The organism is Actinomadura litoris (assembly GCF_009733595.1).
Lineage (GTDB): Bacteria > Actinomycetota > Actinomycetes > Streptosporangiales > Streptosporangiaceae > Spirillospora > Spirillospora litoris.
In genome coordinates, this window is the sequence record NZ_WOFH01000005.1 from 564,696 (window position 1) to 587,402 (window position 22,707).

The following is a 22,707-nucleotide window of genomic DNA, read 5'->3' on the forward strand; positions in this document are numbered from 1 at the left end:
GTTGGATATGGCGGTCGCCACCTGGTCGGAGTTGACCGGGGCCTCCGGTGGCTGGCGGTATCGTCTGGTCGGTGGGCACTCAAGGGCTGTTCGATGTGGATGGGCCTCCGCTGCCTGCGGTGTCGCAGGAGGCCGTTCGGCACGGTGAGGTCTTCACCCGCCGATGGATCGTCGAACTGATCCTTGATCTCGCGGGATACACCGCCGATGGTGATCTTGCCCGGCTGAGGATCGTCGAGCCGGCGTGTGGCGCGGGCGCGTTCGTCGGGCCGATCGTGGAACGGTTGAGCAAGTCGTGCCGAGGGCACGGTCGGCCGCTCTCGGACGCCGCCGGAGCGATCCGGGCCTTCGATCTGCTGATCGGGAACGTGGAGCTGACCCGTGCCCTCGTTCGCGACCGGCTCACAGCGGACGGTTGGGAGCGCGACGAGGTCGACGAGGTCGTGCGGGGCTGGGTGCGCCAGGGGGACTACCTTCTCACCGCTCACGGCACCGCCGACGCCGACTTCGTGGTCGGAAATCCTCCCTACATCCGGCTTGAGGACGTACCGGATGAGCGTATGGCGGCCTACCGTTCCGCATGCCTGACGATGGGCGGTCGCGCCGACGTGTACGTCGGGTTCTACGAGCAGGGCCTTCGTAGCCTGAAGCCGGGGGGCACGCTGGGTTTCATCTGCGCCGATCGCTGGATGCGCAATCAGTATGGCCGGCACCTCCGGCGGATGGTGACCCGGCACCACAGCATGGACCTTGTTCTCTCCATGCATGACGTGGACGCGTTCCACGAGCGGGTCGCCGCCTATCCGGCGGTCACGATCATCCGCAACACGGTGCAGGGTTCCGTGGTCGCGGCCGACACCACCCGGGAGTTCGGGCCTCGTGAAGCTCAGAAGTTCCTGGCTTGGACAGCCCGTCCGACATCGATCGCCATGACCGATACGGGCTTCAAGGCTTCGAGGCTTTCCCACTGGTTCCCCGGCGAGGACTCATGGCCGACGGCCTCTCCCGCTCGGCTGGCGGTCCTGGAGGAGCTGAGCCAGGGTTTCCGGCCGCTGGAGGACGAGACCACCGGTACCCGCGTCGGCATCGGCGTTGCGACGGGGGCGGACAAGGTCTTCATCACCGACCGGTCCGATCTCGTGGAGGGGGACCGGATGCTTCCTCTCGCCATGGTCCGCGATACCACGGCGGGACGGCTCGACTGGGGCGGTATGTATCTGGTGAACCCGTGGGATAGAGCGGGCGCGCTGGTCGATCTCGCGGCCTATCCGCGCCTGCGGGCCTACCTCACAAAGAACAGGGCAGCGCTGGAAAAGCGTCATATCGCCCGTAAGCAACCAGGACGCTGGTACAAGACGATCGACAAGGTCGATCCTCGGCTGAACGTCCGCCCCAAACTTCTTCTTCCTGATATGAAACAGGCCATTCACCCGGTACTCGACGAGGGCGGCCTGTACCCTCATCACAACCTGTACTTCATCGTCTCCGAGGTCTGGGACCTGCGGGTACTCGGTGGCCTCTTGCTGTCCAAGATCGCTGAAGCCTTTGTGGAGGCTTACGCGGTCAAGATGCGAGGCGGTACCCTGCGTTTTCAAGCGCAGTATCTGCGTAAGATTCGGGTTCCTGACCCCTCGGAGATCGACGAACCCACCAGTACGGCGCTGGCGGTCGCGTTCGAACGCCGTGACGTCCAGGCGGCGACGCAGGCGGCACTACGCGCTTACGGGCTCACGAACTTCCCCGACTAAGAGGAATAAATGGCGGTCACCCGACAGGACTTCGAGGACGCGGTCGCCGCCTACTGGGGCGCGAAGGCGTCCCAGCGAGAGCTATCCATGATCAAGGACGCCGTCGGTGCAGGAACCGCCGGTTCAGTGCGGGCCGGCAAGCATTTCGACGACATCGTCGCCCTCCTGGCCAAGTTCTTCCTTGAGGCCGGTTACCCACCCGAAGACATTCGAGTCAAACGAGGTCGTGGCCTGGAACTGCCCGGATACTACCGTCCGCGGAAACAGTGGGACCTCGTGGTATCCCATAAGTCGACGCTCGTTGCGGCTTTCGAACTCAAGGGGCTCGGCGGTCCGTCCTTCGGCAACAACTACAACAACCGAGTGGAGGAAGCACTGGGAAGCGCGGTCGACCTCCGGCGCGCCGCCCTCGCCGACCTGTTTCCCGGTGAGAAGCCATGGCTGGGATACTTCTTCATCATGGAAGACGCCCCAGGCTCGCGCAAGCCGAAAGACACGAAAGGCGTCAAAGCGGGTGTGTTCTCCGGGGAGGAGATCTGGCGCGGGCGATCCTATCAGTCTAGTTTCGCGCTCTTCTGTGAGCGCCTCGTGGCCGAGGGCTTGTACGACGCGGTCTGCTACATCACCTCGTCCGAGGAAAACCCTAGCCCCAACGAGCTGGTCGAGAGTCTTGACTGGCAACATTTCTCCGCCGCCATTAAGGCCCGAATCACCTATCTCAACGAACTCGGCCTGCTGGCCGACGACTAGTTCACGGCCCTGAACCGTCCGGATGAGGACGGCCGAGACCTGGTGAGGTCTCGGCCGCCGTCCGTGCCGGGTCACTTGGGCGGCATCAGGACCGTGTCGATGATGTAGACGGTGGCGTTGGCGGTGTGGACGTTGCCGCAGACCACCCGCGCGGTGCCGCCGACCGTGAACGACTCGCCGGAGCCGCTGGTCTTCAGCGTCGCGCCGTTCAGGGTCTTCTCATCGGCGTTCGCGAGGGCGCTCGGCGTGATCGGCTGCCCGACCACGTGGTAGGTCAGGATCGCGGTGAGGGCCTTCTTGTCGTTCATGACCTTGTCGAGCGTCGCCTTCGGGATCTTCTTGAACGCCTCGTCGGTGGGCGCGAACACCGTGATGTTCTTCGCGGAGTTGAGCGTGTCCACGAGCCCGGCCTGCTTCACGGCGCCGACCAGCGTGGACAGCACCGGGTTGTTGGACGCGGCGGTCGCCACGGGGTCGGCGGACATGCCGCTGAAGCTGCCCTTGCCGGACGTCGGGACGGCCGAGCAGGCGGGCCCGAACGGCTGGTCGGCGGACGGCGCGGCGGACGGCGCGGCGCTCGTCGGGGCGGCCGGGGTCGCGGGGGCGGCGGCGGTGCCGCCGTCCTTGTCGTCGTCGGAGCAGGCGGCGGCCGTGGTCACGACGGCCGCGGCGGCCAGGACGCAGGCGGCGACGCGGGTGTGCGGGATGCGGTACATGGTGACTCCTTGGATCCGGTGTTGTCGTTGGCGGATGTTCGGTCAGGTGACGGTGACCACCACCGAGTGCCAGCCCGTCGCGCCGTCGGGGAACGGCGGGGTGCGGTGCTCCGGCTGGGTGTGGCCGGTCCCGTCGGTGGCGCGGCAGCGCAGCGTGTGGGAGCCGGGCGCGGCGTCCCACTCGGCGGTCCACTGCCGCCAGGTGTCCAGGCCGGGGACGGGTGCGAGCCGCGCCTGCCGCCAGGGCCCGCCGTCGACCTGCCATTCGACGGCGGCGACGCCCCGGTGCTGCGCCCAGGCGGTACCGGCGACGGCGACCCGTCCGGCGCGTACCGTGGCGAGCGGCTTGGGGACGTCCACGCGGGAGAACGTCTTGACCGGGGCGCGGTCGGCGTAGCCGCGCCTGGTCCAGTAGGCGTGGTCGGTCGCGAACCGGGTGACCTTGAGGTCCACGACCCACTTGGTGGCCGACACGTACCCGTACAGGCCGGGGACGACGAGCCGCGCGGGGAAGCCGTGGGCGATCGGGAGCGGCTCGCCGTTCATGCCGACGGCGACCATCGCGTCCCGGCCGTCCAGGACCGCCTCGATCGGGGTGGACAGCGTCATGCCGTCCGCCGAGCGGGACAGGATCTGGTCGGCGCCGGAGGTGATCCCGGCGCGGCGCAGCAGCGGCGCGAGCGGCGCGCCGAGCCAGCGGGCGTTGCCCGCGAGGTCGCCGCCGACCTGGTTCGACACGCACGACAGCGTGATGTCGCGTTCGATCAGCGCCAGGCGCAGCAGGTCGTCGAAGCCCAGCTCGACCGGGCGGGCGACCATGCCGTGGATGCGCAGCGTCCACTCGCGCGGGTCGACCTGCGGCAGCGTGAGCGCGGTGTCGACCCGGTAGAAGTCGCGGTTGGACGTGCGGAACGGCGTCATCCCGGGCGCCCGCGCCTGCGCGGCCGGGGGCACCGGACGCGCGGGGCCCGCCGGGCGCGGCAGCCGGGTGTCCGCGCGGACGGCGGAGACGTCGCCGCGGCGCAGCAGCCACCGGCCCGCCGTCCCGCTCGCGGCGGCGACCGCGACCACCCCGGCGCCGGTCAGCAGGGCGCGGCGGTCGGGGGCCTCGCGTGCGCCGCCGCGCACCAGCACGACCAGGGCGGCCATACCGGCGAGCGCGCCGATCGCGGACGGCGCCGCGTCCGCCGGTCCGGCGACCGGGCGGGTCAGCGCGGCGGCGACCCCGGCGGCGCCGAAGGCGGCGAGCCCGGCCAGCGCGTAGCCGAGCCGGATCCGGCTCACCAGCCCGACGGCCAGCGCGGCGAGGGTGACTCCGACGCCGAGGCCGACCAGCAGGGCGGTCTTGTCGTCGTCGCCGAAACGGCGGATCGCGAAGTCCTTCAGCCACACCGGGGTGAGGTCGATGAAGGCCGCGCCGACGGCGAGCAAGGGGGAGGACGAGGCGCGTCCGAGCAGACCGGCGGCCAGCTCCGCGACCCCCAGCGCGGCCACGGCCGCCAGGAGCCCGCGCAGCGCGGCGGTCACCCACCGCGTCGGTCCGATCGCTCGTTCGGCTGTCACGACCGGTGTTCGGGGCGGGACGGGCGGTGGATGGGTCGAATTCTTGACGGTCCCGACCCCATCCGCCGAGCCGTCCGCGCCGAATCACTTGTGTGGAGATGAACGAGCCAGGCGGCGGCCGGCGGGGGGCGGGGGCGGTCGGCGCGGAGCCGCCGGACCTCGCCGAGCTGCTCGGCCGCGTCGCGCGCGGCGACCAGGACGCGTTCGGGCAGGTGTACGAGCGGCTCTCGGGGCCGGTGTACGGGATCGCGCTGCGGGTCGTCCGCGACCCGGCGCAGGCGGAGGAGGTCGCGCAGGACGTGCTGGTCGAGCTGTGGCGCAAGGCGTCGCACTACCGCCCGGACCGGGGCGGCGCGACGGCGTGGGCGCTGACCGTGGCGCACCGCCGCGCCGTCGACCGGGTCCGCTCCAGCCAGGCCGACCGCGACCGGGAGGAGCGGGCGGGGGCGCCGCCGCGCGAGTACGACGAGGTGGCCGAGGAGGTCGGCACCCGGCTGGAGCACCAGCAGGTGCGCCGCTGCATGCGCGGCCTGACCCCGACGCAGCGCGAGTCGATCACGCTCGCCTACTACGGCGGCTACACCTACCGCGAGGTGGCCGAACTCCTCGGCGTCGGCCTCGCCGCCGTCAAGAGCCGGATGCGGGACGGGCTCATCCGGCTGCGCGACTGCCTGGGGGTGCAGCCATGAGCCACGAGCCGCACGACCTCGCCGGGCCGTACGCCCTCGACGCGCTCACCGAACCGGAACGGCGCCGCTTCGAGCGCCACCTGACCGGCTGCGCGGCCTGCGCGGAGGAGGCCGCCGGGCTCCGCGAGGCCACGGCGCGGCTCGCGCTCGCCGCGTCCCGCCGTCCGCCGGAGCGGCTGCGCGGACGGGTGCTGGCGGAGATCGCCCGGACGCGGCAGTCGCCGCCGCCGCTCGCGCGGCGCCTGCCGTCCCCGCGCACCCGGGGACCGGCGTGGCTCGCCGCCGCGGCCTGCCTCGTCCTGGCGCTGACCGGCGGGGGCGCGGCCTGGCACTTCCACCGGGACGCCGAGCACGCGCGGGCCCTGAACCGGCAGGTCGCCGCCGTGCTGACCGCGCCGGACGCCCGCACCTCCACGGTCTCGGGCCAGGGCCGCGTCACCGTCGTGTCGTCGCGTTCGGCGGGCAAGGCGGTCGTCACGGCGTCGCGGCTGCCGCGCCTGCCGTCCACCCGGACGTACCAGATGTGGTGGCTCGGCCCCTTCGCGCCGCGCTCGGCCGGGACGCTGGACCCGGGCGGGGAGGCGCGTCCCGTCGTCACGGCGGGCCTCGGCGACGCGCGGCGCTTCGGCGTGACGGTCGAACCGGCGGGCGGCTCGCCCCGGCCGACCGGCGCCCCGATCCTCACCCTTCCGCTGGGCTAGGCCGTGCCCTGGCGGGCGCGGCATCGCTTCGCGATCCTCCGGCGTCACCCTCACCGGTCAGCCGGCGCGCCCGCGGGACGGCCGAGGCCACTGCGAAACGCGCCCTGGCGCATGTGCTCGCGGGCCCAGGGCTCGAAGCCGGTCAGCGGGAGGCCCAGGGCGCGCGCGTACTCGGGGCGGGCCGGCTGCCCGGCCGCGTTCAGCCATTCGTGCGTGGCGCCCATCGGCGGCATCCCGGCGGCGAGCGCCTCGTCCACGGTCATGTCGGGGGCGGGCAGCCGCCTGCCCAGGACGCGGGAAAGGGTCTCGGCGATCCGCTCCATGGTCAGGTGGTCGCCCGCCAGTTCCAGTTCGACCCCGTTGAAGCCGTCCGGGGCGGTGAGGGCGGCGGCCGCCGCGGTGCCGATGTCGTTGACGGCCACCAGGGACAGGTGGGTGCCGGGTTTCAGGACGCTCACCAGGCCGCCCTCGATGCCGCGCGGGAACAGGAACGCCATGGAGGGGAGGAAGTTCTCCATGAAGAAGCCCGGCTTGAGGAGCGTCCAGTGCGGGAACCCGGCCGCGCGGACGTGGTCCTGGACCGCGGTCTTGGCGCCGAGCGTGGGCTCCAACGCGGACCAGCGGCCCTCGGCCCAGCCGGGGACCTCGGTGTGCTGACCGGCGCCGCTGACCGAGGTGTGCACGAACGTCGGGACCCCGGCGGCCTTCGCGCCCTCGACGAGGTTGACGCCCTGGGCCACCTCGCCCGCGAAGTCGAAGCCGTCGCCGGTCATCGCGGGCATCTGCACGGAGAAGACGGCACGGGCGCCCTCGGCGGCCCGCGCCACCGAGTCGCGGTCGAGCAGGTCGCCGGTGACCAGCTCGGCGCCGAGAGCGGCGATCGCCCCGGCCCGGTCGGCGGAGGGGTCGCGCACCAGGGCGCGGACGGGGACGCCCGCCGCGAGCAGGGCGCGGGCCGTGGCGCCGCCCTGCCTGCCGGTGGCGCCGGTGACCAGGACGGGTGCGGACGCTGTGGACATGATCCCCTCTCCAGAAATGGCGGGGCCCGCCGTTTTCTACTCGGGTACGATACGGCGGGCCCCGCCACTTAACAACCCGGGAGAGCACGCCATGACCGAGCGCCCGCGCGCGGACGCCAGGCGCAACCGCGCGCGCATCCTGGCCGTGGCCGAGGACGAGGTCGCCGCGCACGGCCCCGACGCCTCGCTGGAGCAGATCGCCCGGGTGGCGGGGGTCGGCTCGGCGACCGTCCGGCGGCACTTCCCCACCCGGCGCGCGCTGCTGGAGGCCGTGTCGCGCAGTCAGATGGAGGCGCTGTGCGGGCGCGCCCGCGGCCTGGGCGGGGACGGCGGGGGCCGGAGCGCGCTGGTGGAATGGCTGGCCGACGTCGTCGCGCACTCGGCGTCCGCGCGGGGCCTCGTCGCGGCGCTGGCCTTCGAGGGCGCCGAGCCGGGGCAGGAGGACGGCTGCGCGGCGATGATGGAGGAGGCGGTGGAGCCGCTGCTGCGCCGCGCGGTGCGCGAGGGCGCGGTCGCGGCGGACGTCACCGTCGCCGACCTGGTCACGCTGGTCGTCGGCGCCGTCCTCGCGACCGAGCACCACCCTGACCCGGTCGCGGCGGCCGACCGGGTGTTCCGGCTCGCCGTCGCCGGGATCGGCCCGCCCGGCGGCCGGTGGTCAGGTGCCCGGTGATCAGGCGTTCGGAGGAGGGGCCAGGTCGGCGGCGGTGTACCGGTCGGTGAGGAGGTGGACGGTCTTGCCGGACGAGCCGCGCAGCCCCTCGCCCAGGTGCCGGTCCTCGTCGCCGCGCCCGGACAGGAGCACGTCGACCCGGTCGCGCAGGGCGGTCGCCCCGGGCATGCGGACGAGTTCGGGCCAGGTGTAGCCGGTGAACAGGATGACCGACAGGGACGTCTCGTCCCGGATCCGCGCGAGCAGCCGCAGCACCGGGCGGCGTTGCAGCAGCGGTTCGCCGCCGCGGATCGTCACCCCCTCGATCCAGCCGGTGAGCAGCGCGATGTGCGCGAACATCTCCTCGCCCGTGACCTGGTGGCCGCGCCGGGCGTGCGTCTTCGGGTCGCGGCAGCTCGGGCAGCCCAGCGTGCGGCTCTGGAGCCAGAGCACCGCGCGCGTGCCGGGCCCGTCGGTCTCGCTGAACGGCTCGAAGGCGTGCACGCGCAGCGGACGCGGCGGACGCGGCGCCCAGGTCAGCTGCCGAGGCCGGAGTTCGTCGCTCACGCCGTGATTACACTCCGGCCGCACCGGGACCGGTCCCGGGCGGCGCGGGGGACGGGCGGATGCCGAAGTTCGGCGACCGGGCGTCGGGGCCGGGGCGAGGCGGTACAACGTCGCAGACGGGACCCCTCCCGCCGGGGCACGCTTACGGTGAGCGCCGCGGGGCCGGAGAGGACGGTGCACATGGCGTCGACGATGCGGAAGCCGCCCGGCAAGGTCGACATCCTGCCGAAGGAGATCGGCAGCCTGGCGACCGGGCTGCCCCCGGCGCAGCCCGGCACGCTGTTCGTCATGGGCGCGAACGGCGGGATGCGGGTGTCGCCCGACGCGGGGTTCGACGTGGTGTTCGGACGCTGCGAACCCGACGTCCACGTCTGTGTGGGGCCGTCCGACCCGCGCGTCAGCAGGCAGCACGGCTACATCACCCGCGAGCACTCGCGCTGGGTGCTCTACAACCTCGGCAAGCTCGCGATCCGCTTCCCCGGGTCGCGCCTCGTGCTCGGCGGGCACCGCGCCGAGCTGCCGGTGGCCTACACACCGCTGTTCATCGTCGCGCCGGGGCAGGAGCACCTGCTGGAGGCGCGGATCGCCGCCGGTCCGGTCACGCCGGGCCCGGTCGACCTGCACGAGGTCCCGACCTACGACCCCGACAGCCCCGAGCACCCCGACAACCGCGGGCCGGGCGCCGACCGCTGGCGGCTGAACCCGCTGGAGAAGCTCGTCCTGGTCTGCCTCGCCCAGCGCTACCTGCGGCAGGAGCCGTGGCCGCAGCCGCTCACCTGGGCGCAGGTCGCCGACGAGCTGGGCCGCCTGCGGCCCGGGGAGAAGTGGAACGAGCGGCGCGCCGCCCGCATCGTCACCGGGGTGCGGATGCGGCTCAGCGCCGAGGTCCCCGGCCTGCTGGAGGAGCAGATCCCGCCGCCGATCGGCAACGCGCTCAACCACAACCTGATCAGCGCGCTGCTCGTCCGCACCAAGCTCCGCACCGAGGACCTGGACCTCCTCGGCGGCTGACCCGCCGCGCGTCAGGCGGGCGGCAGCTGCGCGGCGGCCGCGTCGGCCAGGGACGTCGCCATCGCGCAGAGCTGCTTGGTGGGCGGGTCGCCCTCCACGACGAGGTACAGCATCTCGATCGCGTCCTTGCCGTTCTGGTCGGGATAGTGCCGGTGCACGACCCGCGCCAGGCACGTCCCCTCGCCGTCGCCGTTCGCCTCGATGAAGGTCTCGCGGCCCCGGAGCCGGGTCGGGCTGCCGTCCCTCGGGCCGAGCGGCTCGCCCCGGTCGAACCGCAGCTTGACGAAGATGCGGCGGGTGGTGCTGCGCCAGCGGCAGTCCCAGCCGCCGAACCCGGTCTTCGGGTCGGCGGCGTCGATGCCCGGGACGAGGTCGAGCGCGCGGGCCCCGAGCAGCACGCAGGCGTTCCGGTTCGCCAGCGACGCCGCCGGGAACGGCGCCGCGCGGCGGGGGACCGGGCCCGCGTTCAGCACCGCGACCGCCTTGGTGACGGCGGCGTCGGCGATGCCGCACAGGGGCGCGGCCCTGCCGTCGTCGAGCTGCGCGTCGACCGAGATCGTGGTGCCGACGTCGGGGGAGGGCAGCAGCAGCCGCCGGCCGCAGTGGTCGTCCTCCTCCGGGTCCTGGACGACCTGGACGCGCCCCATCGCCTTCACCGGACCGGCCGTCTCGGGCGCGGACTCGGCGGCGAGGTGGACCTCAAGATCGACCACCGCCTCGCCCGCGCCCTCGCCGATCGTCAGCACGACGTCGCACCGGTCGAAGTTGCCGTAGTCGATGTCGAGTTCGGTGTCGCCGAACCGGCCGAGCGCGGCGGGGTCCAGCAGCCGGCACGGGTCGATCGTGTGCGGGTCGCCGATCAGCGACACCGGCGTCGCGCGCTTCGGCGTGGCGCCGCCGTCCCTGTAGAGGGGGCTGAACGGGAGCGCGATCAGCGCCGCGAGGATGACCGCGCCCACCGCGAACCGCCGCGGATACCGCCGGATGAGCACGGCCGAACGCGTCCACGGCGACGGGCGCCCGCCCGGCCCGCCCGGCACCGGCCCGCCCGGCACGGGGCCGCCGCCGGGAGGATCCGACGCCGGGGGCCAGGTCTCCTTGGCGTAGTCGGGCGGCTCCAGCGCCACATCGCCGGCGACCTCGTCCAGCATCCGCCGCGCCTCGCCGGGGGTGGGCCGGTCGGGCGGGTCGGCTCGCAGCATCGCCGCCAGCACACCGCCCAGCGGCCCCGCCGCGACGGCCGCCGCCTGTGCGGAGGGCCCGGCCTCGGGCGCGTCGCCCGGGGGCTCGTCGGCGCGCGTCCCGCCGGTGAGCTCCTCGCCGGTCCTCGGGCCGGGCGGCGACCCGGTGATCAGGGCGTAGACGGTGGCGCCGAGCGAGTACACGTCGGACGCCGGTTCGGGCAGCCCCCGGACGACCTCCGGCGCGGCGTAGGCGGGGGTGTGGCTGACGGGCCCGTTCTGGGTGGTCGTCTCCAGCCCCGCGAGCCGGTAGGCGGCGCCGAAGTCGGCGAGCTTGACCGTGCGCTTCTCGGTCATGACGATGTTGCCCGGCTTGACGTCGCAGTGCACGATGCCCGCCGCGTGCAGGGCGACCAGCGCGTCCGCGATCTCGGCGCCGATGCGGGCCGCGACCCGCGGCGGGGCGGGCGGCCACGCGTCCAGGCTCCCGCCGCGCACGTACTCCAGGACGAGCCAGGACGTGCTCCGCCACAGGCTCCGCACCTGGATGGCGTCGAACAGCGTGACCACGTGCGGATGGCTGAACCGCGCCAGCGCGTGCGCCTCGGCCCGGAGCTGTTTGAAAGCGTGCGGGCCGCTGCCGCCGAATTTGGGCCGCTTCAGCACCACATGGCGCGGCAGGACCAGGTCGTCGGCCACCCACACCTCGCCGGTTCCCCCGTGAATGGGCCCTTTGACCAGCCGGTACCGTCCGGCGATCACCGCTCCCATGCGCACCGTGACTCCTCTCACCGGAACGCCCACAAGCCGCGCGAGATCAAACCTACTGGGTGACAGTCCAGACACACACCGTTTCGGCGTTACCCGTCCTTGGCCGGTCCGGCAAGGAGCTACCGCGAACAAATGATCATTACCAGGGGCTTTCCCGGCCCGGCCCCACTTCCGGAGGGGAGCGCCGTTTCTCCTAACCCCCTTCCCGGTTGGACGTTGGACGCCGCCCGGCGCGCCGCCCCCCTCCTCCAGGGCAGGGCCAAAAGGGGCCCTATCAGATCAGGACGCTCAATGCAATCACTTCGGCTTGGTAGCTCGCCCGGCCGTCACTTGGACTGTCCAAACGGAAAATCAGTGCCGCGAGCAGGGGGTTTCACCTCCGTCGGGCGGCCTCGCGGGCAAACGTCACGGGCCGGGACTTACCCTCGCCTTTGCGGGCATCGAGAGAAATGGTTTGTGCCGGAGGCGGGTGACCATAACCCGCGTGCACGCCAACGGCTCGCGGGTCGGCGGCAGGTGTGTTCACTGTGCCCGGCAACGCTATGTCTGTGCAGGTCAGAGCATATTTCGAGGGCGATTGAAGGGCCCCTGAAAACGCCGTCCAAGGCGGGCTTGCCGCCATCTGCCGGGGCCCGCGCAGCCTTGGCGGAGCATGCCGGTGATCTGACTACCGGCCTGGAATCTCTCTACTTTTAGTGTCAGGGTGGCAAATCGCGGTGGTACTGTGATCGTCGCGGTTCCCGGCCCTGGCCCGGAAAGCCCCGGCCGTGCCGCGAGAACGCGCAGGTCGCAGCAGGTGAAACGGTTTTTCGGACCGGCCGCGGTAAGCGAGATGTCCCTTGCGGGTGGCGACCGGGACGATTAACCATGACGATGTCCAAGATTGGACGATTCGGGAGGTGCTTCGTAGTCTGCCTTAGCACAGTGAATCGGACGAGCTCTTGATTGCCGGTACCTGACGCTTCCCCACGCACTGACAGGCCGACCCGTGAGAGCGGACACCATGTTGCATGATCTACTCCCTCTGTCGACGAACGAGTTCATCGCCGGGATCGAGGCGGTCGCGCCCCGCTTCGATTCCGCGACCTACCCCCAGCGGAACCTGCCCGCCGACGACTGGACCCTGCTGACCAAGGCGGGAGTGCTCCTCCCGACATTGCCCAAGGAGTTCGGCGGGCGCGACAGCCATATCGAGATGTGCCGGGTCGTGGAGACCCTGTCCGAATGGAACCTTCCGCTCGGCATGTACGTGACGATCGTCAGCGCGGTCGCGCTGCGTCCGATCGTGCTCTGGGCCGGTGAGGAGGCCCGCCAGGAGGTGCTGCCGCACTACGCCGGCGGCGACCCGATGATCGCCGGGTTCGCCTCGACCGAGCCCGGCTGCGGCTCGGCCATGTCGGCGATGACCACCACCTTCGAGGAGGTGACGGGCGGGTACCGGATCCGCGGCCGCAAGCACTGGCAGGCCTTCAGCCTCAGCGCGCAGTGGTGGCTGGTCAGCGCGAAGAACGACGACCACGGTCGGCGCGAGTACGGCTACTTCATCGTCAAGCGCAGCGAGGGGTTCCGCACCCTCCAGACCTACGAGCCGCTCGGCCTGAAGATCATCGACTACGGGTTGAACGAGATCGACGCGGTGATCCCCCGGCACCGGCGGATCGCCGCCGACGGCGGGTCGCTGCGCCCGATGGCGGAGATGCTGATGGCCTCGCGGTCGATGATGGCGGCGATGGGCACCGGGTTCCTGCGCCGCGTCAGCCGGGAGGCGCACGCCTACGCGGCGCGCCGCCGGATCGGTCCGGCGCCGCAGTCGGCGATCCGGTTCGTCCAGTACCGGCTGGCGGCGATCGACGCGTCCTACGCGATCTGCGCCGCGCTCAACCACCACCTCCAGACCGACCTGGACATGAAGGGCGCCATGCTCGGCGCGTTCCCGGCCGTCCACGCCATCAAGACCGTCGCCACCGAGCGGATGCTGAGCGCCGCCCACCACTACCAGCAGCTCGTCGGCGGCGAGGGGTACCGCAGCGGGTCCCCCACCAACATCTCCGCGCAGGCGTTCCTCGACGCCCGCGTCTACACGATCTTCGACGGCACCAACGACCTGCTCAGCCAGCAGCTCACCGAGTGGTGCCTCGCCCGGACGGCCGGGCGCCCGCTCAGCCGGTTCCTGGCCGAGTGGCCGCCCACCGCCTCCGCCGTCCGCGCCTGCCGCCTCGACCTCGGCTTCCTCGACCAGCCGCTCCGGCAGGAGCACCTCGTGCTCGCCGGGCGCGCGATCGCCTACCTGTTCACGGCGGGCCAGGTCATGCGGTGGACCGCCGAGACCGGCGCCGACCCCGTCCGGTCCCGGGCGGCGGTCGAGTTCCTCAAGGCCGACATCGCCTGCGTCCAGACCGAGTTCGGGCTGCTGGCGGCGGGCGTGATCCGTCCCGTGGACGGGCTCGACAACGGGCCGGGGGACATGGCCGCGGACGCGGGCGGCGCACCCGCGGCCGCGCCGTCCGCGGCCGGGGTGCTGTTCTCGCGTTCCGTCCCGGTCAGCACCGAAGCCTGACCTTGGGCCCGGCCGGGAACTCAGATGCCCTCGCGGCGGCGGATCAGCTCGACCAGGTCCGCCGCCCGTTCCTTGATGAGGTTCAGGCCGGGATGCCCCCACGGCTTCGGGTCGCGGTCGACGATGCAGACCGTTCCGAGGACCGTGCCAGTGTGGTCGATGAGGGGGGCGCCCGCGTAGGTGCGGATGCCGAGCCGGTCGACCACGGGGTTGCCCGCGAAGCGCGGATAGTCGCACACGTCGTCCAGGACGAGGGCCTTACGCCGCATCACGACGTGCGGGCAGTACCCGTGGTCGAGCGGGACCTCCCGGCCCAGCTCGACCGCGCCCGTCGCGTCCGACCCCGGGACGGGCGGCGCGTACAGGCCGCTCAGGTACTGCCGGTCGGTCACGAAGTTCACCATCGCGAACGGCGGGTGCTCGGAGCCGACGAGCCGCCCCGCGGTCTCGGCGAGGTCGCGGGCGAGCGCGTCGAACTCGCTGTCGGGGCCCTGCCCGAGGCCGAGTTCGCGCAGCCGCGCGACCCGCTGGGGGACCTCGGGGTCGACGGGCGTGAGGAGGTGGCCGGGCGGGTCGTAGAGCGGCTCATGGGTCACGGGGTTCTCCCTGAGTGGTGGAACGTCAGTTGGGGGAAGCGGGGGCGGGCGCCGCGGCCAGGAGGTGCAGGATCAGCTCGCGCAGCACCGAGGTGGCGGACGGCCGGTCCCGCGCGTCGCACGGCACGACCGGCACCGCCGGGTCGAGGCCGAGCGCGGAGCGCACCTCGTCGGCGCCGTAGCGGAACGCCGAGTCGAACTCGTTGACCGCGACGAGGAACCGGGTGCCCCGGCTCTCGAAGAAGTCGACCGCCTCGAAGGAGTCCTGGAGGCGGCGGGTGTCGGCGAGCACGATCGCGCCGAGCGCTCCGGCGGACAGCTCGTTCCACATGAACCAGAAGCGCCGCTGGCCGGGCGTCCCGAAGAGGTAGAGCACGATGCCGTGCTGCTCGATCGTGATCCGGCCGAAGTCGAGCGCCACCGTCGTGGTGGACTTCTGCTCCACCCCGCCGAGGTCGTCGACGCCGACGCTGGCCGCGGTGATCAGCTCCTCGGTGCTCAGCGGCTCGATCTCGCTGACCGCGCCGACGAACGTCGTCTTGCCGACGCCGAAGCCGCCCGCGACGAGGATCTTGACCTGGGTGGGGGGTTCCTCAGGCTCGTTGTAGGCCATCGAGCAGCTTCTCCAAGAGGGCTCGGTCGGTCGGATCGGCGGCGATGTGGGTCGCCTGCGTGGTCATCGCCCGGCGATCCAGCAGGTCGGACAGGACGACCTTGGTGACCACCACGGGCAGCCGTAACTGCGCGGCGACCTCCGCGACGGAGGTCGGCGTACGGCACAGGTCGAGGGCCCGCGCGTACTCGGGGTCGACGCCGGGCGGCGGCCGCTCGGCCGCCACCACCAGCGAGAGCAGGCCCAGCTCGACGGAGGGGCGGGTGCGGCCCGCCGTCACCGTGTAGGGCCGGACGAGCCGTCCGGCCGCGTCGTCGAGCCAGACCTCGTCGTCGGCGGGGTCACCGCCGGGGGGCATACCGGGCGTCATGCCGGACGTCATGCCGGACGGCGCGGATCGGCGGCGGCGGCCGGGGGGCGCGCCGCGGTGTGCAGGAACGGCCGGACGGCCCTGATCAACCGGGCCATCTCGAAACCGACGACGCCCGGATCGGCGTCGCCTCGCGCCAGCACCGCCAGCACCGAGTTGAAACCGGCCCAGGAGATGAAGAGCTGGCTGGACTGGAGTTCCGCCACCACCTGCCGGACCTCGTTGCTGTTGTCGAACTTGGTGCCGGTGCTCCGCGCGATGGAGAACAACCCCGACGCGAGCGCGGCGAGGTGTTCCGCGCTCGCCCGGTCGAAACCGTCGGATGCCTTCAACATGCCGTCGGAGGACAGCAACACGCTCCCGCGTATCACCGGAACCTCCTCGCCCAGCCCCCGCAGCAGCCAAGCGAGATCCTGCGCCTGGTTCGGGGAGACAGCACTCAATGGACGCTCCTTCTCGTTAGTCATGTCTCGTCAGTTCGCGCCGCCGGAGCCGTCCGGGGCGCCGTCGGTCTCCTCGGCGCTGCGGACTCCCCGCTTGAACGCGGCCATCAACCCGGGGTTGTGCTCGATCTCCCGCTCGTCGTCCACGGGCGCGGACATCTCGACCTGCTCGGCCAGCTCGGGCGCGATGTGCGTCTGGGCCTGGCGGCGCGGCAGGGGCGGCCGCTCACCGGCGCTCGCGGCCGGGGGCTGCTGCGGCGCCGCGGGCACGTGGCCGCCGAGGACGTCGCGCTGCTCCGGCGGGGCGCTCGGCCGGGTGGACGGCTGGGCCGGCGCCGCCGCGGCGACCGGGACCGGAGCGGGGACCGGTGCCGGTACGGAGGCCGGTACAGAGGCCGGGGCGGCTGCGGGCGCGGGTTCGGGCACGGGCTGCGGGGGCGCGGCGTGACGGGCGCCCGACCGCCTGGGCTGGGGCTGCGCCGGGGCCTGCGGCTGCGCCGGGGTGTGAGCGGGGGCCTGAGCGGGGGCCTGCGCCTGGACGGGGGCCTGCGGCTCGGGCCGCGCGCCCGCCTGCGGGCCGGTCTCCTCCGGGCCCCGGCCGTCCAGCTCCTTGGGCACCACGACGACGGCCTGCGTGCCGCCGTAGACGTTGCCCTGGAGCTGGACGCGGACCTTGTGGCGGCGCGCGAGCGCGGACACGACCAGCAGCCCGATCCGGCCGTCCTTCAGCAGCTCCTCGGTGTCGGCGCGCTCGTGGTCGGCGAGCAGGTCGTTGAGCCGCCGCTGGTCGCCGCGCGGGATGCCGAGGCCGCGGTCCTCGACCTCGATGGCGAGGCCCGCGCTGACGGTCTCGACGCGGATGTGCACCTGCGTGCTCGGCGGCGAGAACTTGGTGGCGTTCTCGATCAGCTCGGCGAGCAGGTGCACGACGTCGGCGACCGCGCCGCCGTGCAGCTCGCCCTCGATGGGCGGCACGACCTTGACGCGGTTGTAGTGCTCCACCTCGGCGATGGCCGAGCGCAGCACCTCGAAGACGCTGACCGGCCGCGTCCACTGGCGGCGGGACGCGGCGCCGCCGATCACCGCGAGGCTCTCGGCCTGGCGGCGCGTGCGGGTGGTGAGATGGTCCACCTTGAACAGCCCTTTGAGGAGGTCCGGATCCTCCACCTGGTTCTCCAGCTCGTCGAGGCCCTGGATGGCCCGGTGGGACAGCGACTGCATCCGCCGGGCGAGGTTCACGAAGACGCCGACGCGCTGGTTGGCGCGGTCGGGCTCGCGGGTGGCCGCGCCGAGCACGGTGTTCCAGGCGGCGCCCTGCGCCTGCCGCACCTCGTACGCGAGCGCGATCACGGGATCGGCGTCGCCCGGGGGCGGCTGGTCCTCGGTGTAGGGCATGGCCGTCTCCCCGGCGCTCAGCCCCTCGGCCAGCCGCTGCAGGTCGCGGCGGCCCCGGCTGACCAGCAGCCCGAGCTCGCCGAGGCGGCGGCGCGTCGCCTCCTGCTCCCGGGCGAGCGCACGCGCGCGCTGCTGGAGCACCCGGCGGGTCGCCGCGTCCGCCGCCACCGCGGCGATCGCCAGGGTGATCACCGCGCCGCCGGCAGCCAGGGCGAGGACCAGGCGGGTCTGCCGGGCCACGTCCGCGTCGCGGTACAGGACGCCGACGGCCGCCGTCCCGAATAGGCCGACAATGGCCGCGGGAAGGACGGAAATGGACAGATGAAAGGCGCGTATACTGCGATGGCGACGCTTAGCACGGGTCTGGGACCTGCCGGTTCGTCGACCATCCTGGTGCTCGGCGCCGGCGGCAGGTTCGAAGAAGTCAGGCATCGGCGTCCTCAGTGCGTTGACAGCGGAGATCACGATACTGAGTAATACGTACTCGTATGGGTACAGCTCGGATCTAGGCTGGCACAACGCCTCATCGGGGAAGCACGGATTGCTGAGATTCCACCGTCCCGACGACTCTATCAGGGTGTCCGTCCGCCGATGTCCCTTTCGCCGGCCTATTCGTCCCCTCGATCGTCATCCCCTGTTCACCTGCGCCGATGTCGCGATCCGCTGGTTCGGACGGCTGAAAACGGTCGGAACGGCCAGTCCCTAATGCGCCACGTTGAGATCATCCCTGGTGTCCCCTTATCGGCGTTGCTGACCTGCGGAAATCCGCGTCCAGAAGCCGTCCCGGGACCCGTCCCGCCGTCGCCGCCGAACAATTGGTGACGGTCCGCCGACAGCCCGTTTCGCGCCGAAGGACGACGATGTATCCCCCAAGCCAGGGCACGCCACCACCGCCCCCGCCACCACCGCCCCCGCCCCCTCCTCCCTCTCCGCCGCCGCTGCCCCCGTCGATGCCGCCGTCGCCGCCGCCGATGCGCCCGCGCCGCCCCCGGCCGCCGCGCGACCCGCTGGCCGTCGCGCTCGCCAACGCGTCCTTACTCAACGTCGGCTACCTGATGCTCGGACGGTACGGCCGCGCCGTCGCCACGGGGTTCGTCACCCTGGTCCTGCTCGACATCCTCGTTCAGTCCGGCCATTCGCTGTGGTTCGAACTCGTCGTGCTGCTGTGGTGGGCGGCCCTCGTCGCGAACGGCTGGTTCCTGGCGGGCGGGCGGAACGCGTGGGCCGGATGGTCCGGCGCGGGCGCGGTGCGCGGGCAGCTCGCGGTCGCGCTCGCGGCCACGCTCCCGGTGCTGCTGGCGCTGGGCCTCCTCCGCTACGACGCTGCCACGATCGGCGGGTCACTCGCGGACGCCCGCCGCACCGGCGACTGCGCCAAGGCGCTGCGCGCCGAGCGCGACATCTGGTTCGGCGACCGGCTCGCCGACTCCCCGCTCGCCGCCGACGCCGAGCGGACGGCCCGCGCGTGCCGGGAACTGGGGCGGGCCAAGGCCGACCTGACGACCGCGCTGACCGGCGACACCGGCGCGCTGCGGCGGGGGTTCGACGGCCTCGCGTCCGTGCTCGCCCATGAGCCCGGCCACAGGCGGATGGTCGAGGTCGTGCTGGACGGCTTCCTGCGCGGCCTGCCCGCCAGGGACCACTGCGACACGGTCCTGGTCACCGACTGGCTCGGCGCGCGGCGCGCGAGCCACGACGCGCTCGACCGGTCCGTCGCGACCGTGGCGCGGACGGCGCCCGCCGCGCTCATCGGATGCGGCGACCAGCTCATGTCGGCCAAGGAGTGGGCGACGGCGCGCATCCAGTACCAGAACCTGCTCGCCCGCTATCCGGGTTTCGCGCGGGCCGCCGAGGCGCGCGAGGGCGTCAGAAAGGCCACGCTCGCCATCGAGCTGGCACAGGTCACCCGGCTGCTGGAGGAGTCCGACGACGCCACCGACCTGGAGACCGGGTATTGCGCCGACCCGGTGAAATACAGCGGCGCGCCCCGCTACCGCAAGGGGGCCGACAAGGCGTATTTCACCGGCGACTCCGAATACGTCGGCAAACTGCCCGGGTCCTGGAAGACCGGCGACGCCGCCAAAGCCTCGCTGGTGGTCTGCGTGGGGGAGAAGGGCATGGGGGAACGCGTCCAGACCTGCCCTTATGAGCCCGAGTCGGGCTCGGGGGGCATCACCAACGTCACCTTCCGGAAGATCGCGGTGCCGGTGCGGGTCTATGAGTTGCGGACCGGAAAGCGCGTGATCGACCGGAAGCTCCAGATCGGCGGGTCGAGCTGCCCGTCGAGGATCCACTACCAGAGCTTCCTCAGCGGCGGGCCCCCGCCGGACGAGATGTACGTCGACGCGTCCACCTCCGACATCCGCGGCGCTTTCCAGTCGCTCGTCTCCCGCTGACGGGAATGGCCGGGCGCGCGTGAGGGGTTCGGGTTATCCCCACCCCCGGGCCAGGTGCCAGCCGTAGTGATGGCGCGGTGGTCCGGGCGGTGGGATCGGACGCATGACCATCCCACGCATCGCAACGGCCGTCACGGCGCTCGGCGTCGCCGGGCTCGTCGGCTGGACGGGGCCGGCCTCGGCCTCGATATCGGCGTCCCGGCCGCCCGCGCCCGGCCTGGGGCGCTATCTCGGGCAGCATCCGGACTGGGGCGCCTGCCCGTCCGACGCGCCCGAGCTGACCAAGGCGGGCGCGGAGTGCGCGAAGGTACGGGTGCCGCTCGACTACGCGGCGCCCGGCGGGCCGTCCGTCGAGATCGCCGTATCGCGGATCAAGGCCAAGGACCGCGCGCACCGGCGTGGAATCCTGCTCGCCAACCCGGGCGGCCCCGGCGGGGCCGGGCTGGAGTACACGGCGCTGATGCGCCCCGCGATGAAGGACGCGGCGGACCGCTACGACCTCATCGGCTTCGACCCGCGCTTCGTCGGCCGCAGCACCCCGATCCACTGCGGGAACGGCCCGAAGCCCGCCGACACGCACTCGCGGCGGGAGGCGTTCGAGGCGTCGGTGCGGAACGCGAAGGACACCGCCGAGCGCTGCTACGCGCACGGGAACAACGCGGCCCTGCTCCCGCACGCGTCCAGCCGGAACGTCGCCCGCGACATGGACCTGATCCGCGCCGTCCTCGGTGAGCGCAAGCTGTCCTACTACGGCATCTCCTACGGCGCGGACCTCGGCGCCGCGTACACGCAGATGTTCCCCCGGAACGCCGACCGCATCGTGATCGACAGCGTCACCGACCCCGCGAAGACGCAGTACGAGAACTTCCAGGCCGCGGGTCCCGCGCAGGAGCGGGGCCTGTCCGAATGGGCGGTCTGGACGGCCGAGCGCTCGGCCGAGTATAAGCTCGGCGGCACGCCCCGGCAGGTCAGGGCGACCGTCGAGCGCATCAGCGCCCAGACCGACAGGGGCCCGCTCACCCTCGGCGAGTACAAGCTGCACCCGAGCGTGCTCGGGCTTTTCCTGCGCCAGATGGTCGGCCTGGAGGAGAACAACGACGTCCTCGCGCGGAGCGTCCAGAACCTGGCCGACGCCGCCGCCGGGCGGCAGGTGACGCCGATCCCCGAACTCGCCGGCTGGCTCGGCCTGTTCAACGACCCGAGCCCCGAACTCGACAACCTGTTCAACAGCGGCAACGCGTTCCTCTGCGGGGACGGCGGCTGGCCCGCCGGGGGCTGGCCGTCCGAACCGGAGCGGTACTGGCGGAACATCGAGGCGGCGCGGCCCACCCAGCCGGTCTTCGCGGCGACCGCGAACGCGATCTTCCCGTGCCCGTTCTGGAAGACGAAGCCGCGCGAGCCCGGGGTCGCGGTCGACAACCGGGTGCCGCTGCTCCTGCTCCAGGCCACGCGCGACAACAACGTCCCCTACGAGGGCGCCGTCGCGCTGCACCGCAGGCTGAGGGGCTCGCGGATGATCACGGCGGACCTGCGCTCGCACGGCGTCTACGGGCGCGGTGTGGACGGCCTCACCCCCGTCCCCTGCGCGGACGACGCCGTCAACGCCTACCTGCGGACCGGCGCGCTGCCCGCCACCGACCGCACCTGCGCCCACCCCGAGGAGCGACGATGAACAAGCACGTCACCGCGACCCTGGCCGCGGGCGCGCTGCTGGCCGCGCTCGCCCCGGCCGCCGCGTCCGCCGCCGCTCCGTCCGCCGCCGCTCCATCCACCGGCGACCTCCAGCGGGACGCGGACGCCATCCACGCGACGGGGGCCACCGGCGTCCTCGCCGAGGTGCGGACCGACCGCGACAGCCGCACCGCCCGCGCCGGGGTCGCCGATCTGAAGACCCGGCAGCCCGTCCCGTGGGACTCCTACTACCGGATCGGCAGCGACACCAAGACCTTCACCTCGACCGTCGCGCTGCAACTGGTCGGCGAGGGCAGGCTCAAGCTCACCGACACCGTCGAGAAATGGCTCCCCGGAGTCGTCACGGGCCACGGGAACGACGGACGCAGGATCACCGTGAAGAACCTGCTGCGCCAGACCAGCGGCCTGAACGACTACGTCGCCGTCGAGCTGGGCGACGGCAGCGGCCTGACCCCCGAGAAGTTCAGGGAGAACCGGTTCCGCCCGTCCTCGCCGCGCGACCAGGTCGCGACGGCGATGACCGTGGCCCCGCAGTGGGTGCCGGACGCGGCCGACCCCGCCGAGGAGACCCGCTGGGGCTACTCCAACACCAACTACGTCCTCGCCGGGATGATCATCGAGAAGGCCACCGGGCACCCGTGGGCGCAGGAGGTGCACGACCGGATCATCGAGCCGCTCGGGCTGCGGCACACGATGACGCCGGCCGGGTCCTCCTACGTCCCGCAGCCGAGCGCCACCGCCTACACCCGCTTCCCCGGGCGGACGGACCTCACCGACACCTCCGTCAGCATGGGCGCCGGGGCCGACGGCGGGATCATCAGCACCACCCGCGACCACGGGGCGTTCCTGCGCGCCCTGATGGGCGGGAGGCTGCTGAAGCCCGAGCAGCTCGCCCAGATGAAGCAGACCGTGGCGGTCACCGACTGGGTGCCCGCGCCCGGCGTCCGGTACGGGCTGGGCATCGCGTGGCGGCCCGCCGGGAGGTGCGGCGGCGGGATCTGGTTCCACGGCGGCACCAGCTTCGGCGTGGTCTCGGAGTCGGGCGTGACCCCGGACGGCCGCCGCGCCGCAAACGTCGCCGTGTCCACGTTCCGGCTCGGCGGCGACGGCCAGGACGCCCAGGACAAGGCGTCCATGCGGCTGGTCGAGGACGCCCTCTGCCCGGCTGCCCGCTGAGTCGCAGGTCAGAGCCCCGCCGCGGTTCGGAGCACCCCCCGGGCCGCGGCGGTCCGCCGTCCTGCCGCAAGGGCGGGCAACGGCTGGGCAAAGATGGCCGT

Annotated in this window: 20 protein-coding genes; 10 read left to right on the plus strand and 10 right to left on the minus strand. The window is 72.7% G+C overall.

All coding sequences use genetic code 11. The features are described from left to right. Positions 1-71 precede the first annotated feature (71 nt). Both GNZ18_RS17320 and GNZ18_RS17325 read left to right on the plus strand, forming a co-directional pair. Positions 72-1,748, plus strand: coding sequence for an Eco57I restriction-modification methylase domain-containing protein (locus tag GNZ18_RS17320; RefSeq protein ID WP_216651327.1), 1,677 nt, complete (start codon positions 72-74; stop codon positions 1,746-1,748). 9 nt (positions 1,749-1,757) lie between these two features. Continuing rightward, positions 1,758-2,498, plus strand: a complete 741-nt coding sequence (locus tag GNZ18_RS17325) for a PaeR7I family type II restriction endonuclease (RefSeq protein WP_156217458.1) — start codon at positions 1,758-1,760, stop codon at positions 2,496-2,498. A gap of 71 nt (positions 2,499-2,569) precedes the next feature. Here GNZ18_RS17325 and GNZ18_RS17330 read toward each other — a convergent pair whose 3' ends face one another. Together GNZ18_RS17330 and GNZ18_RS17335 are read right to left on the minus strand one after the other, a co-directional pair. Beyond that, positions 2,570-3,214 (minus strand): fasciclin domain-containing protein, encoded by a 645-nt coding sequence (locus GNZ18_RS17330; RefSeq protein ID WP_156217459.1) that lies wholly within the window; start codon positions 3,212-3,214, stop codon positions 2,570-2,572. 42 nt (positions 3,215-3,256) lie between these two features. After that, positions 3,257-4,777, minus strand: coding sequence for a molybdopterin-dependent oxidoreductase (locus GNZ18_RS17335; RefSeq protein WP_312874580.1), 1,521 nt, complete (start codon positions 4,775-4,777; stop codon positions 3,257-3,259). Between the two features lie 98 nt (positions 4,778-4,875). On the opposite strand from GNZ18_RS17335, the gene sigK reads away from it, so the two are divergent. Together sigK and GNZ18_RS17345 are read left to right on the plus strand one after the other, a co-directional pair. After that, on the plus strand, positions 4,876-5,466 hold the full coding sequence (gene sigK / locus GNZ18_RS17340) for an ECF RNA polymerase sigma factor SigK (RefSeq protein ID WP_156217460.1): 591 nt from the start codon (positions 4,876-4,878) through the stop codon (positions 5,464-5,466). Further along, positions 5,463-6,167 (plus strand): anti-sigma factor, encoded by a 705-nt coding sequence (locus GNZ18_RS17345; protein WP_156217461.1) that lies wholly within the window; start codon positions 5,463-5,465, stop codon positions 6,165-6,167. The genes sigK and GNZ18_RS17345 overlap by 4 nt, the downstream gene beginning before the upstream one ends. Positions 6,168-6,217: 50 nt before the next feature. Here the strand turns inward: GNZ18_RS17345 and GNZ18_RS17350 are convergent, their stop codons facing one another. Beyond that, complete coding sequence (locus GNZ18_RS17350; protein ID WP_156217462.1) at positions 6,218-7,186, minus strand: NmrA/HSCARG family protein; 969 nt, start codon at positions 7,184-7,186, stop codon at positions 6,218-6,220. A 91-nt stretch (positions 7,187-7,277) separates the two neighbouring features. On the opposite strand from GNZ18_RS17350, the gene GNZ18_RS17355 reads away from it, so the two are divergent. Next, complete coding sequence (locus GNZ18_RS17355; protein ID WP_156217463.1) at positions 7,278-7,859, plus strand: TetR/AcrR family transcriptional regulator; 582 nt, start codon at positions 7,278-7,280, stop codon at positions 7,857-7,859. Here the strand turns inward: GNZ18_RS17355 and GNZ18_RS40850 are convergent, their stop codons facing one another. After that, positions 7,860-8,405, minus strand: coding sequence for a 4Fe-4S cluster-binding domain-containing protein (locus GNZ18_RS40850; protein ID WP_173390794.1), 546 nt, complete (start codon positions 8,403-8,405; stop codon positions 7,860-7,862). Positions 8,406-8,585: 180 nt separating this feature from the next. On the opposite strand from GNZ18_RS40850, the gene GNZ18_RS17365 reads away from it, so the two are divergent. After that, positions 8,586-9,416 carry an FHA domain-containing protein gene (locus GNZ18_RS17365; RefSeq protein WP_214615397.1) on the plus strand — a complete coding sequence of 277 codons (831 nt, stop codon included), beginning with the start codon at positions 8,586-8,588 and terminating at the stop codon, positions 9,414-9,416. Between the two features lie 11 nt (positions 9,417-9,427). Here the strand turns inward: GNZ18_RS17365 and GNZ18_RS17370 are convergent, their stop codons facing one another. Then, positions 9,428-11,368, minus strand: coding sequence for a serine/threonine-protein kinase (locus tag GNZ18_RS17370; RefSeq protein ID WP_156217466.1), 1,941 nt, complete (start codon positions 11,366-11,368; stop codon positions 9,428-9,430). 1,003 nt (positions 11,369-12,371) lie between these two features. On the opposite strand from GNZ18_RS17370, the gene GNZ18_RS17375 reads away from it, so the two are divergent. Further along, positions 12,372-13,925: an acyl-CoA dehydrogenase family protein gene (locus GNZ18_RS17375; protein WP_156217467.1), complete on the plus strand. Its 1,554-nt coding sequence runs from the start codon at positions 12,372-12,374 to the stop codon at positions 13,923-13,925. 20 nt (positions 13,926-13,945) lie between these two features. Here the strand turns inward: GNZ18_RS17375 and GNZ18_RS17380 are convergent, their stop codons facing one another. Genes GNZ18_RS17380 through GNZ18_RS17400 form a run of 5 tightly spaced genes read right to left on the minus strand, consistent with a single transcriptional unit; the run spans position 13,946 to position 17,582 of the window. Beyond that, on the minus strand, positions 13,946-14,521 hold the full coding sequence (locus tag GNZ18_RS17380; protein ID WP_214615395.1) for a GAF domain-containing protein: 576 nt from the start codon (positions 14,519-14,521) through the stop codon (positions 13,946-13,948). 25 nt (positions 14,522-14,546) lie between these two features. Beyond that, on the minus strand, positions 14,547-15,134 hold the full coding sequence (locus tag GNZ18_RS17385) for a GTP-binding protein (protein WP_156217468.1): 588 nt from the start codon (positions 15,132-15,134) through the stop codon (positions 14,547-14,549). Next, the gene (locus tag GNZ18_RS17390) at positions 15,115-15,504 is read right to left on the minus strand and encodes a DUF742 domain-containing protein (RefSeq protein WP_246249895.1); all 390 of its coding nucleotides are present in this window, start codon (positions 15,502-15,504) and stop codon (positions 15,115-15,117) included. Before GNZ18_RS17390 ends, GNZ18_RS17385 begins: the two co-directional genes overlap by 20 nt. Positions 15,505-15,512: 8 nt before the next feature. After that, a complete protein-coding gene (locus GNZ18_RS17395; RefSeq protein ID WP_242883750.1) occupies positions 15,513-15,947 on the minus strand; it encodes a roadblock/LC7 domain-containing protein in 435 nt (144 codons plus the stop codon). A gap of 30 nt (positions 15,948-15,977) precedes the next feature. Further along, on the minus strand, positions 15,978-17,582 hold the full coding sequence (locus tag GNZ18_RS17400; protein ID WP_156217470.1) for a sensor histidine kinase: 1,605 nt from the start codon (positions 17,580-17,582) through the stop codon (positions 15,978-15,980). A 731-nt stretch (positions 17,583-18,313) separates the two neighbouring features. On the opposite strand from GNZ18_RS17400, the gene GNZ18_RS17410 reads away from it, so the two are divergent. The 3 genes from GNZ18_RS17410 to GNZ18_RS17420 all read left to right on the plus strand — a co-directional run bounded on the left by GNZ18_RS17410 (position 18,314) and on the right by GNZ18_RS17420 (position 22,606). Then, on the plus strand, positions 18,314-19,738 hold the full coding sequence (locus GNZ18_RS17410; RefSeq protein WP_173390776.1) for a hypothetical protein: 1,425 nt from the start codon (positions 18,314-18,316) through the stop codon (positions 19,736-19,738). Between the two features lie 103 nt (positions 19,739-19,841). Continuing rightward, entirely contained in the window at positions 19,842-21,410 is a 1,569-nt protein-coding gene (locus tag GNZ18_RS17415; protein WP_156217473.1) for an alpha/beta hydrolase, read from the plus strand. Next, positions 21,407-22,606 (plus strand): serine hydrolase domain-containing protein, encoded by a 1,200-nt coding sequence (locus tag GNZ18_RS17420; protein ID WP_156217474.1) that lies wholly within the window; start codon positions 21,407-21,409, stop codon positions 22,604-22,606. Before GNZ18_RS17415 ends, GNZ18_RS17420 begins: the two co-directional genes overlap by 4 nt. Positions 22,607-22,707: the final 101 nt, after the last annotated feature.

What these genes read in the sequence shown, in the direction of transcription:
- GNZ18_RS17410 (WP_173390776.1), top strand. Translation starts at nt 18,314, where the DNA reads ATGCGCCCGCGCCGCCCCCGGCCGCCGCGCGACCCGCTGGCCGTCGCG.
- GNZ18_RS17330 (WP_156217459.1), bottom strand. Translation starts at nt 3,214, where the DNA reads ATGTACCGCATCCCGCACACCCGCGTCGCCGCCTGCGTCCTGGCCGCC.
- GNZ18_RS17325 (WP_156217458.1), top strand. Translation starts at nt 1,758, where the DNA reads ATGGCGGTCACCCGACAGGACTTCGAGGACGCGGTCGCCGCCTACTGG.
- GNZ18_RS17390 (WP_246249895.1), bottom strand. Translation starts at nt 15,504, where the DNA reads ATGACGCCCGGTATGCCCCCCGGCGGTGACCCCGCCGACGACGAGGTC.
- GNZ18_RS17345 (WP_156217461.1), top strand. Translation starts at nt 5,463, where the DNA reads ATGAGCCACGAGCCGCACGACCTCGCCGGGCCGTACGCCCTCGACGCG.
- GNZ18_RS17385 (WP_156217468.1), bottom strand. Translation starts at nt 15,134, where the DNA reads ATGGCCTACAACGAGCCTGAGGAACCCCCCACCCAGGTCAAGATCCTC.
- GNZ18_RS17370 (WP_156217466.1), bottom strand. Translation starts at nt 11,368, where the DNA reads ATGGGAGCGGTGATCGCCGGACGGTACCGGCTGGTCAAAGGGCCCATT.
- GNZ18_RS17375 (WP_156217467.1), top strand. Translation starts at nt 12,372, where the DNA reads ATGTTGCATGATCTACTCCCTCTGTCGACGAACGAGTTCATCGCCGGG.
- GNZ18_RS17355 (WP_156217463.1), top strand. Translation starts at nt 7,278, where the DNA reads ATGACCGAGCGCCCGCGCGCGGACGCCAGGCGCAACCGCGCGCGCATC.
- GNZ18_RS17365 (WP_214615397.1), top strand. Translation starts at nt 8,586, where the DNA reads ATGGCGTCGACGATGCGGAAGCCGCCCGGCAAGGTCGACATCCTGCCG.
- sigK (WP_156217460.1), top strand. Translation starts at nt 4,876, where the DNA reads ATGAACGAGCCAGGCGGCGGCCGGCGGGGGGCGGGGGCGGTCGGCGCG.
- GNZ18_RS17420 (WP_156217474.1), top strand. Translation starts at nt 21,407, where the DNA reads ATGAACAAGCACGTCACCGCGACCCTGGCCGCGGGCGCGCTGCTGGCC.
- GNZ18_RS17350 (WP_156217462.1), bottom strand. Translation starts at nt 7,186, where the DNA reads ATGTCCACAGCGTCCGCACCCGTCCTGGTCACCGGCGCCACCGGCAGG.
- GNZ18_RS17415 (WP_156217473.1), top strand. Translation starts at nt 19,842, where the DNA reads ATGACCATCCCACGCATCGCAACGGCCGTCACGGCGCTCGGCGTCGCC.